This is a genomic window from Streptomyces sp. NPDC006643 (genome assembly GCF_042870175.1).
Lineage (GTDB): Bacteria > Actinomycetota > Actinomycetes > Streptomycetales > Streptomycetaceae > Streptomyces.
Map to the genome: position 1 here is coordinate 104,666 of NZ_JBIAHA010000018.1, position 12,740 is coordinate 117,405.

2 protein-coding genes are annotated in these 12,740 nt (G+C 72.0%); both read left to right on the forward strand.

Going from position 1 to position 12,740, the window contains the following annotated elements:
- Positions 1-13 precede the first annotated feature (13 nt).
- Positions 14-11,053 (forward strand): amino acid adenylation domain-containing protein, encoded by an 11,040-nt coding sequence (locus ACFYNU_RS24155; RefSeq protein ID WP_356585253.1) that lies wholly within the window; start codon positions 14-16, stop codon positions 11,051-11,053.
- Positions 11,040-12,740 (forward strand): ABC transporter ATP-binding protein, encoded by a 1,701-nt coding sequence (locus ACFYNU_RS24160; protein WP_356585254.1) that lies wholly within the window; start codon positions 11,040-11,042, stop codon positions 12,738-12,740. The genes ACFYNU_RS24155 and ACFYNU_RS24160 overlap by 14 nt, the downstream gene beginning before the upstream one ends.

Sequence of the window (12,740 nt, forward strand, 5' to 3'; positions counted from 1 at the left end):
TGCTGAGTCTTCGATGATGGAACCGAGCGCTCGTCTCGTACTGCTTTCTCCCACCCGTGTGGCCGACGTACGCCGGCGGGCCGGTGACTACTCCGACCGGACCGTCGCCGAAGCCTGCGCCGTCGGGCTGTCGTACTGGGCGACCGGCCGGAGCCCGGAGGGCATCGAGCTCGTCCCCGGCACCCTGTTCGCCGATGTCCTCGGATGGGTCGACAACGGCGGTGCCGGGCCCGGCAGTTGGGAGGTCGAGGCGGACGGCGCGGACGGCTGGCGCATCGCCGTACCGGAGGACGTCACCCCGGCCGACGCGCAACTCGCGCTGGACGACCTGGCCGACTTCCCCGACCGGCCCATCGGCACCATCAGCCCCTCCGGCGAGGCGGCGCGGCTCGAAGACCTGGCCCGGTGGAACGACACCACGGCCGACCGGGTCCGCCCGACCGTGGTGGAGATGTTCCGCGAGCAGGCCGGGAACCGGCCGGACGCCGTCGCCGTCGTCGACGAACACCGCTCCCTGACCTACCGTCAGGTCGCCGAACTCTCCAGCCAGTTGGCACACCGGCTGATCGAGCGCGGCCTCGGCTCCGAACAGGTCGTCGGCATCTCCCTCGGTCGCTCCGCCGACATGGTCGTCGGGCTCCTCGCCGTACTCCAGGCCGGCTGCGCCTTCGTACCGCTCGATCCGCAGTGGCCCGCCGCGCGCCGCGCCGTCGTCATCGAGGACGCCCGGGTCGTCCTCCAGCTCAACTCCAGCGGTGAGCCCGGCCCTGGCGAGCCGGACGCCGAGGCCGTCGACCTCGGCGACTGGAAGTTCGGGTCCTACCCCGGCACCGGGACCGGGATATCCACCCCCGGCACCGCCCTGGCGTATGTCATCTTCACCTCAGGCTCCACCGGGCGGCCCAAGGGCGCGATGATCCGGCACGAGGCCATCAGCGAGCGACTGCTGTGGCAGGTCGAGGAGATCCTGGGCTTCGGCCACGACGACGCGTCGCTCTTCAAGGCACCGCTGTCCTTCGACATCTCCATCAACGAGATCTTCCTGCCCCTGGTGTCCGGCGGCAGGCTGGTGGTCCTGCGGCCCGGCGGCGAACGCGATCCGCACCATCTGCTCGGCGTGATCGCCGAACAGCGCGTCACCTTCACCTACCTCGTGTCGTCCATGCTGGACGTCCTGCTGGAGATGGCGGGCGACTCCGGACGCCTCGACAGCCTGCGGCACGTGTGGTGCGGCGGCGAGGTACTGACCCCGGAGCTGTACGAGCGCTACCGCACCAAACTCGACATCCCGCTCTACCACGGCTACGGCCCCGCCGAGACGACGATCGGCGTCTCGCACGTCATCTACCGGGGCGCGGCCGAACGTCTCTCCACCTCGATCGGCAAGGCCAACCCCAACACCCAACTCTACGTACTGGACGAGGAGTTGCGGCCGGTCCCGGTCGGCGTCGGCGGCGAACTGTACGCGGGCGGGTTCCTCCTCGGACGCGGCTACGTCAACGCGCCCGGCCTGACCGCCTCCCGCTTCGTGGCGAACCCGTTCGCCGACGACGGCTCGCGGCTGTACCGGACCGGTGACCTCGCCCGGTTCGCCCCGGACGGTTCGCTGGACTTCCTCGGCCGCGCCGACAACCAGATCAAGATCCGCGGCATGCGGCTGGAGATCGAGGACGTCGAGGCCGGACTCGCGGAGCACCCCGGCGTCCGCCACAGCTGTGTCGTCGCGAAGAAGAACGCGGCCGGCGGCACCTATCTGGTGGGCTATGTGATCCCCGCCGCCGGGCACGAGGACCTGCGGGCCGACCAGGTCAAGGCGTGGGCCGCCGAGCACATGGTCGAGTACATGGTGCCCGCCCACACCGTCGTACTGACGGAATTCCCGCTCACCGCGAACGGCAAGCTCGACCGGGCCGCGCTGCCGGAGCCCGTCCTCGGGACCGGTCCGATCCTCCCGCCCACCACCGAGAACGAGCGCGTCGTCTGCGCGGTGGTCGCCGCCGTGCTCGGCCTGGAAGAGGTGGGTGTCAACCAGGACTTCCTGCGCCTCGGCGGAGACAGCATCCTGGCCATCTCACTGCTCAGCGCGTTGCGGGACGCGGGCCTCTACGTCACGACCCGGCAGATCTTCACCAACAGCGTCGTGGGGGCGCTGGCGGCGGTGGCGAGCCGCGAGGACGTCTCCACCGTGGACCATCGCGACGTCGCGACGGGGAAGGTCGTGGGGTCGCCCGTCGTGCAGTGGCTCGGCGAGACCACCGACGCGATCGACGGCTTCGTCCAGTCGGTCGTACTGAACACCCCGGCCGGCCTCACCACCGACGCCCTCGACACGATCCTCACCGCCGTGACCCGGCGGCACGACATGCTGCGCGCCAAGCTGGTACGCGGTGACCGCTGGAGCTTCGACATCCCGCCCGCCCCGGAGGGGGAACAGTCCGCCGCGCTCGGACGGGAGAGCGACCGGCCGCTGGACGAGTGCGTCGCGCTCGCCACCGAGGCGCTGGACCCCGACAACGGAGTGATGCTGCGCGCCGTCTGGCGCCGCGAGGCACGCCAACTGGTCCTGGCCGTCCACCATGTGGTGATCGACGGAGTGTCCTGGCGCGTCCTGATGGACGATCTGGCCACCGCCTGGCGGCAGTTCAGCTCGGGCGCGCCGGTCGAGCTGCCCCCGGTGGGCACCTCGTTCCGCCGCTGGACGCAGCTGCTGGAGCGGGCCGCGTACGACGCGGACAGCTCCGCCTACCGGCGACCGCTGCCCGGCGGCGTGGACCTGCCGGTCGGCAGGCGCGCCCTGTCCGAGACCGACACCGTCGCGGGGGAGCGGACGCGTACCGTCGCCGTCGGCCCGGAGGCGACGGCCGCGCTGCTGGGCGAGATCCCGGCGAAGTTCCACGCGGGCGTCAACGACGTACTGCTGACCGCGCTCGCCGTCGCCCTCGCCCGGTGGCGCCGGGCACTCGGGCAGGACCAGACCCATGCCCACATCGAACTCGAAGGCCACGGCCGGGAGGGGCGGTTCGTCGCGGGCAGCGCCGGGTTCGAGCCCGAACTGTCGCGCACCGTCGGCTGGTTCACCACCCTGTTCCCCGTGACCGTGGACCCCGGCGCCGCGGCCGACCTCACCGCGCCCGAGTATCTCGCCGCCGCGCTCAAGGCGGTCAAGGAAGACCTCGCCCAGATACCGGACAACGGCGTCTCCTACGGCGCCCTGCGCCATCTGGCCCACGCCGAGTTCGACGCGCCCGCACCCCAGGTGCTCTTCAACTATCTGGGCCGCTTCGACGCGGGCGCCGCCGGCGACTGGCAACTCACCGCCTCCACGGGGCAGTTGGGCGAGAAGCGGGATCCGAGGATGCGCCTGCCGCGCGCCCTGGAGTTCAACGCGATCGCCGAACCCGCCGCCACCACCGGTGAGTACGAGCTGGTCACCACGGTCTCCTGGCCCGACGGGATGTTCACCGACGACGACATCACCACGCTCGGCGAGTACTTCCGGGCCGCCCTGACCGGTCTGGCCGCACTCGACCAGGGGGGCCACTCGCCCAGTGACTTCGGACTGGTACCGCTCACCCAGACCGACGTCGACGGACTCGACGGACCGCGGCTGCGCGACATCCTGCCGCTGACACCGTTGCAGGAAGGCCTGTACTTCCACTCGGTCTTCGACGACGACTCGGCCGGCAGCTACGTCGAGCAGCAACTCCTCACACTGGACGGCGAGGTGGACGCCGGCCGGCTCGCGGCGGCGGCCACCCGGCTGCTGACGCTGTTCCCGAACCTGGCCGCGCGGTTCACCGCCCTCGCCGACGGCCGGGTGGTCTCCGTCCTGGAGAGCGGTGCGGAGGCACCCTTCCGCACGCTGGACCGCCCCGGCATCACCGACGACGAGATCCGCGACCTCGCCGAGCGGGACCGTCGCGCCGGGTTCGACCTGGCCACCGGCCCGCTGATGCGCTACACCCTCGTCCGGGCCGGCTCCGGCCGGCATGTCCTCATACAGACCGTGCACCACATCATCGCCGACGGCTGGTCGGTGCCGCCGATGCTGCGCGCCCTGCTGGCGGAGTACCACGCGCCGGACTCCGTGTACGCGCCCGGCGGCTTCTCCGACTATCTGCACTGGCTGGCCGAACGTGACGCCGACGAGAGCGACCGGGTCTGGCGCGGTGAACTCGCCGAGCTGCCGGGACCGTCGCTCGTGGCCGAGGGGCACACCCCGTCCGACCGGTTCGCCGACACAGCCGTCGCGGACGAGGACGACATCGACACGGCCGTCCGGTCCGCCGGCGTCCCCCTGAGCGTGGCCGTGCACAGCGCCTGGGCGCTGACCCTCGGCGGCCTCCTGCACAGCACGGACGTCGTGTTCGGCTCCACCGTGTCCGGACGCGACGCCGATGTGCCCGGCATCGCCGACATGGTCGGTCTGTTCATCAACACCATTCCCGTACGCGCCCGTTGGGCCGGTCCGACCACGGCCCGCGACCTGCTCGCCGCCGTGCGGGAACACCAGAGCGCCGTCCTGCCGCACCAGCATGTCTCGCTCGCGAGGATCGGCCGCCAGGCGGGCGTCGGCGCCCTGTTCGACACCCTGGTGGTGTTCGACGTCGCGACCGATCTCGGCGCGCTGCGCGGCCCCGACGACACGCTGGTCATCGCCGACATCACCAACGAAGGCGCCCCGCACTACCCGTTGACGCTGGTCGTGGAGCGCGGCCTCGACGGCCGCCCGCGCTTCAACCTGATCTACGACGGCGCGCTGCTGCGTGAGACGAGCGCGCGGGCGATCCTCGGCACGTTCACCCGGACCCTCACCGGCCTGCTGACCCGGCCCGACGCAGCGGTCAAGGACCTGGCCGGCCGGCCGGCCGACGACCCGGCGGCCGGGACCGGCCGGTCCGCCGCGCCGAGCACCCCCCGCACCCTCGGCGGGCTCTTCGACGCCGCCGCGCGGCGCGACCCGGCGGCCACCGCCGTCACCCAGTGCGCCCTCGACGGCGGGACCCGGTCCCTGACCTACGGCCAACTGGCGGACGCCAAGAGCCAGTTGGCGTCCACCCTGCGCGCGGCCGGGGTCGGGCCGGGCAAGCGGGTCGCCGTCGCCGTCCCGCGCTCCGTCGAGCAGGTCGTCGCCCTCGTCGCGGTGGTCACCGCCGGAGGCGCGTACGTACCACTGGACCTGGCGTACCCGGACGAACGCCTGGAGTACATCCTCGCCGACGCCGCCCCGCAGGTCGTCCTCGTGGACCACGGTCAGCGCGACCGCTTCACCGCACTGCTGTCCCGGGCGGGCGTATCGGCGCGCGTTCTCGTCCAGGGCGAGGAACTGCCCCTGGACACGACCCGGACCGAGACCGAGGGTCCCGAAGCGGGCCCGCACGACCCCGCGTATGTGATCTACACGTCCGGATCGACCGGCCGCCCCAAGGGTGTCGTCGTCCCGCACTCCAGTGTGGTCGCGCTGCTCGCCAACACCCGCCCCGACATGGACTTCGGCCCGCACGACATCTGGGTGCAATTCCACTCCTTCTCCTTCGACTTCGCGGTCTGGGAGCTGTGGGGCGCGCTGGCGCACGGCGGTGAACTGCTGGTGCCCGAGTACGGGCTGACGCGCTCACCCGTCGACTTCCACCGGCTGGTCCGCGAGCGCGGAGTGACCGTGCTCAACCAGACCCCGTCGGCCTTCTACCAGTTCATCGAGGCCGACCGGCACGCTGGAGAACCCGTCACGTCGCTGCGCCGCATCATCTTCGGCGGTGAGGCGCTGGACCTCGGCCGGCTGCGCGGCTGGGTCGAGCGGCACGGCACCGGCGCCCCCGAACTGGTCAACATGTACGGCATCACCGAGACCACCGTCCATGTCACCCACCGGGTGCTGACCGACGACGACTTCGACGACGCCTTCGGCGCCGGTGACGACATCAGCCCCATCGGCGGTCCGATACCCGGCCTGAGCACCTATCTGCTCGACGACCGGCTCCGGCCGGTCCCACCGGGCCGGGTGGGCGCCATCTATGTCGCCGGCGACCAGGTGTCACTCGGCTATCTGGGCAGGCCGGGCCTGACCGCCGGCCGGTTCGTGGCGAACCCGTTCGCCGACGACGGCTCCCGCATGTACCACACGGGTGACCTCGCCCGCCGGACACTCGACGGTGAGCTGGAGTTCGCCGGCCGCGCCGACGACCAGGTGCAGCTCAAGGGCTTCCGTATCGAACTCGGCGAAGTCGAGTCCGCCGTACGGGAGTTGGCCGGAGTGGTCGACGTGGCCGTCACCGTGGCGGCCGGCGGCGACCATCTCGTCGCGCATGTCGTGGGCCGGGCGCCCACCGACTTCGCCGGACTGCTGGCCACGAAGCTGCCCGCGCACATGGTGCCGGGCCGGGTACTGCCCGCCGACGCCCTGCCGCTGACGGTCAACGGCAAGCTGGACCGCGCGGCGCTGGCCGCCCGCGCGGACGCCTCCGACGCCAACGACGCGGTCAACGACGCTGCCGACCACGCGGCCGGCCCTGACGTACACGCGGACGCGGACACGGCTGCGGCGGTGCTTCCGGTGGCGCGCACGCGGGACGCCGCCCTGGCGGCGCTCGTCGGCGTCTTCGCCGAGACCCTGACCGGCGCCGACGTGGACGCCGACACCGACTTCTTCATGGCCGGGGGCGACAGCATCGTCGCCATCACCGTGATCAACCGGGCCAGAGCCCTCGGACTGCCGATCGCACCCCGCGACGTCTTCCTGTTCCGCACCCCGCGCGCCCTCGCCGAGAACCTGGCGTCCCGCGCACCGCAGGCCCCGGCGCCCGCGCCGGCCCGCCACGAGGACGGCCCCCTCACACCGACACCGATCATCCTGCGCAGGCGTGAACTCGGCGGCTCCCTCGCCCGGTTCGCCCAGGCCAGAACAGTCGTGCCCGCCGAAGGCACCGGCTTCGCCGACGTCGAGCGCGCGGCGAACGCCGTCGTGGCCGCGCACCCGGTGCTCCGCCTGCGGCTGCGCGCCGAGCACGGCGTATGGGCCCTGCGCACCGAACCCGCCCACCGGATCACCGTCCGGCGCACGGACGGGACCGACCCGGCGGCCGTGGCGAACGAGGACGCCGGACGCCTCGATCCCGAGTCCGGGGACGTCATCGCGTTCTCCTGGCTGGAGGCGAGCCGGACCCTGGTCGTCACCGTCCACCACATCGCCGTCGACGCCGTGTCGTGGCTGGTCGTCCTGGACGACCTGGCCACCGCCATGAGCGGCGCGGCCCTGCCGCCGCCGACCACCTCGTACGCCGAGTACGCGGACGCGCTGGCGTCCCGGTCCACCCAGGAGATCGACGGCCTCGGAGACTGGATCACCACCCTCCAGGCGCCACCGCTGCTGCCCGCCGTCGAGGGGCTGCGTGAGACCACGGTCGCCCTGCCGCCCGACGTCAGCGACCGGCTGACACGTACCGCGCCCGCCGCGCTCGGCGTGGGGCTCACCGAGCTGCTGTGCGGAGCGCTGCGCGCCGCCCTGACACTCAGTCAGTCCACCCCCACCGACCTGGTGGTCGAACTGGAACGGCACGGCCGGGTCCCCGCCGTCGACCACCACGACTACACCCGTACGGTCGGCTGGTTCACCTCCATCGCGCCCGTACGGCTCACCGCCCACACCGACCCGGTCGCGGCGGCGCGTGAGATCGCCGAACGGCAGCCGGACGAGGCCGGACACGTCGCCTACGGACGGCTCAGGTATCTCAACCCGCAGACCGCGCCGCTGCTCACCGCCCGCCCGCAGGTGCTGTTCAACTACCTCGGCCGGGGCGGTGAGTCCCATGTCCCGCAGATCACCGGCGGCGACCAGGGCAGCCCGTACGCCGTCGAGGTCAACGCCTGGACCGACGACACCACCGGATCGCTGCACGCGGCCTTCACCCTCGCCGACGGAATCCCCGACACGATCACCGAGCACTGGCGGCACGCACTCGCACGCGTCGCCGACGCCGCCGCGACCGCCGAGCGCACGGCGCCTGTCACCCCCCTCCAGCGCGGTCTCTTCTTCCAGGCCCAACTGGCGGGCACGGCCGGGCACTACGTCGCGCAGAGCTGGTTCACCTTCGACCGGCGCCTGAACACCGACGCGCTCGCCGAGGCCATGACGTACGTGATCGCGCGCCACCCCGTCGTGGGCGCCGGCTTCAGCACCGACGACGTCGGCAACCCGGTCCAGGTCCTCAAGGCGGGCCGCCGCGTCGACGTCACCACCGTCGCGCTCGCCACGGACGCGGAGGTCGAGGCGCTGCGCACCCGGGACCGGGACACCGGATTCGACCCGGCCCGGCCGCCGCTGATCCGGCTGACCGTGGTGCGGCTGCCGGACGACCGGGACGGCCTGCTGCTCAGCTACCACCTGCTGCTCTGGGACGGCTGGTCCCGCGAGATCCTGCTGCGCGACCTGTTCGACGCGTACGAGGCCGTCCTCGCCGGCGACCTCCCGGCCCCGGTCCCGGCCACGCCGAGCTTCGAGGAGCACGCCCGGACGCTCGCGGCCAAGGACGCCGCCGTATCGGAACGCTTCTGGGCCGAGCACCTGTCCGGCCTGACCGGGCCCACGCTGCTCGCCGGACCGGAGCCGGTCCTGTCGGACGACCTGCCGCGCGCGCTCGTGCGGACAATGTCCGTCGAACTGTCCGACCTGCTGCGGGAGGCGGCCAGGACGCACGGCGTCACGCTGAACTCGGTACTGACCGGCGCGTTCGGTCTGCTCCTCGGGGCGCACACGGGCCGCGCCGACGCCGTGTTCGGCGTCACCGTCTCGGGCCGCGAGGGCGAGGGCCTGGGCGATATCGTCGGTGTGCTCCTCAACACCGTGCCCCAGTGGACCAGGGCGAGGCCCGACGACACGGTGGGCGCGTATCTGTCGGCCGTCCAGACGGCCAGGGTCGAGGCGATGGAGCACGAGCACGTGGGGCTCGGCGAGATCCAGCGCGCCAGCGGACACACCACCCTGTTCGACAACCTGTTCGTGCTCCAGAACTTCCTGGACCTGGACGCCCTCGCCGAGATGAACGCCCGGCACGGCATCGACTCCGTACAGGCGGACGACTCCACGCACTACCCGTTCACCTGGGTCGTCACACCCGGCGACCGGCTCACGGTCAAGCTGGAACACCGCGACGACGACCCCGCGAACGCCCACCGCCTCCTGGACGACTATCTGCGCGTACTGAAGGATCTGGCCCGCTCGACCGGGCCGGTCGGCGCGCTGCCGGGGCTGGGGCCGGTGCCCGAGCCGGCAGGCCGTACGGAGGTCGGCACGGACACCGTCGTCGACCGGTTCGACCGGGCGGCGGACCGTGACCCGGAGCGGGTCGCGCTCGTCGCGCACGGCTCGACGATGACCTTCGCGGAGCTTCGCGACCGCAGCCGCGCGGTGGCCGGTGTGCTCGCCGGTCGGGGCATCGGCCCGGAGACGAACGTGGGCCTCGCGATCCCGCGTTCACTCGACTCGATCGTGGCGCTGTTCGCCGTCCTGCGCGTCGGCGCCGCCTACGTACCCCTGGAGCTGGACCACCCGGACGAGCGGATCGCCGCGATCGTCGCGGACGCCCGGCCCGCGGTGACCCTCACCGTGAGCGCCGTGTCACCGCGGCTGACCGGTGAACTGATCGAGCTGGACCGCCCGTTGCCGGCGGCCGAGCCGTACCGGAGTCACGCGCCGGGCGACCCGGACCGGCTGCGGCACCCCGCGTACACGATCTACACCTCCGGCTCGACCGGAAAGCCCAAGGGCGTGGTCACCGAGTACGCCGGTCTCACCAACATGCTGATCAACCATCAGCGGCGCATCTTCGAACCGGTGTTGGCCGAGCACGACCACCGGGTCTTCCGGATCGCGCACACCGTGTCGTTCGCGTTCGACATGTCGTGGGAGGAGCTGCTGTGGCTCGCCGACGGCCACGAGGTCCACATCTGCGACGAGGAACTGCGCCGCGACGCGCCCCGGTTGGTCGAGTACTGCCTCGATCACGGCATCGACGTCATCAACGTGACCCCGACCTACGCGCAGCAACTGGTGGCCGAGGGACTGCTCGACAATCCCGAACGGCGGCCCGCGCTGGTGCTGTTGGGCGGCGAGGCCGTCACCCCCGGGCTGTGGCAGCGGCTCGCCGAGACCGAGGGCACGGCCGGCTACAACCTGTACGGGCCGACCGAGTACACCATCAACACCCTGGGCGTCGGCACCTTCGAATGCCTGGACCCCGTGGTGGGCGTGGCGATCGACAACACCGACGTGTACGTACTCGATCCATGGCTGCGGCCCCTGCCCGACGGTGTCCCCGGTGAGCTGTACGTCTCGGGCGTCGGCATCGCGCGCGGCTATCTCGGCCAGAGCGCCCAGACCGCGCACCGCTTCGTCGCGTGCCCGTACGGCGCACCCGGCGAGCGCATGTACCGCACCGGGGACCTGGTCGTCCGGCGGCCCGACGGCAATCTGACCTATCTGGGCCGTACCGACCAGCAGGTCAAGATCCGCGGGCACCGGGTCGAACTCGGCGAGGTGGAGGCCGCGTTCGCGGCGCACCCGGCGGTTCGGTTCGCCGCAGCCGTCGCCCAGCCCGACCCGCAGGTCGACGGCGCCTACCGACTGGCCGCCTATCTCGTCCTGGACGGCGCCGACCTGGCGACGGTCGCCGCCCAAGTGGGCGCCGCCCTCCCGGACTTCCTGCGCCCGACGCACTACGCCGAGGTCGACGGCATCCCGCTGACGGTGAACGGGAAGGCTGACACCAAGGCACTGCCGGAGGCCAAACCGCTGGGCGCGCTGACCACCGGCGCCGAGCGCGGCCCGGAGACGGAGACCGAGACCTCGGTGTGCGAGTTCTTCGCCGAGGCCCTGGACCTGGACGACGACGAGGTGAGCGCGGTGAGCGACTTCGTGTCCCTCGGCGGGCACTCCATGCTGGCGGTGCGGCTGATCGGCATGCTCCGCCGCGAGTACGGTCCTGTGGTCACCATCCGTGACCTGTTCACCCTGCGAACCCCGGAAGCGATTGCCCGCCATCTTGATGAAAACTCCTGACCCCAAGCGGCCCGCCCCAGGGTCGGCCATCCTCCGGACCGCGCTGCGCCGCAACATCGGCGCCATGGCCAAGGGCACCGGGCTCATGGGCCTGTACCAGGCGGGGGAGACCGCCTTCCCCATCGCGCTCGGCCTGATCGTCGAGCACACGATGCAGGACCGCAGCCTCGGCGCACTCGGTCTGTCGATCGCCGCACTGGCCGTGATCATCACGACCGTCTCGCTGTCGTGGCGGTTCGGGATGCGCACGTTGCAGAAGGCCAACACGACCGAGGCGCACCGCTGGCGGGTACGGGTGGCGGAGTGCGGACTCCAACCGGTGGCCAGGGACGTCGATCTGAAGTCCGGCGAGGTGCTGACCATCGCCACCGAGGACGCCGACCAGACCGCCGACATCATCGAGGTGGTGCCGCTGCTGATCAGCTCGCTCGTCGCGGTGCTCGTCACGGCGGTCGCGCTGGGCATGGCGGACATCCGGCTCGGTCTGCTGGTGATCGCGGGAACCGTCGCGATCCTGTCCGTCCTGGCCGTGATGTCCAAGCGGATCGGCGCCAGTACCCGCGAACAGCAGGCGCGGGTGGCACGCGCCGGCGCGAAGGTCGCCGACCTCATCACCGGCCTGCGCCCGCTGCACGGCTTCGGCGGCAACCACGCGGCCTTCCTGTCGTACCGGAAGGTCAGCTCGGACGCGAAGCACCAGGCGGTCACCGTCGCCCGGGTGAACGGCGCCTACGCGGGCACCGCGCTCGCCCTCAACGCGGTCCTCGCCGGCGCGGTGACCCTGGCGGCCGGCTGGCTGGCGTTCGGCGGGCAGATCAGCATCGGTGAACTGGTCATGGCGGTGGGCCTCGCGCAGTTCATCATCGAACCGCTCAAGCTGTTCTCGGAGATGCCGAAGTACGTGATGATGGCGCGCGCCTCGGCCGACCGGATGGCGCTGGTGCTGACCGCGCCGCCGCTGACCACCCCGGGGCCGGAGCGCCCGGCGGCGGGCGGCGGCCTTGAGGTCGACTGCGTGGTGCACGGCTCGCTGAACCGGCTGAAGTTCTCGGTGCCCGCCGGTGAGTTCGTGGCGATCGCCGTCTACCAGCCGCGCGCGGCGGCCGACCTCGCGTCGATCCTCGCCGTCAACGTCCCGCCGCACGCGTACGAGGGAGTGGTACGCGTCGGCGGGCAGGCGCTCTCGGACCTTTCCATCGAGGCGGTCCGCGAGTACATGCTGGTCAACCCGTACGACGGGGAGATCTTCGCCGGCACCCTCCGCACGAACATCGACCCGTCGGGCACCAGCCGGATGATCCCCGAGGCCGTCGAGGCGTCCATGCTGACCGACGTCGTCGCCCTCCACCGGGACGGGCTCGACTACGCGGTCCGGGACCGGGGCGCGAACCTCTCCGGGGGCCAGCGCCAACGGCTGTCCCTGGCCCGCGCCCTGGCCACCGACAGCGAGATCCTGGTCCTGCACGATCCGACGACGGCCGTGGACGCGGTCACCGAACAACTCGTCGCGCGCAACATCGCGAAGCTGCGCCGGGGCCGTACCACCGTCGTGATCACCAGCAGCCCGGCGCTGCTGGACGCCGCGGACCGGGTGCTCGTGCTGGACGAGGGGGTCGTTGTCGCCGAGGACACCCACCGGAATCTGCTGGCGACGGACGAGGACTACTGCCTGGCGGTGACCCGATGA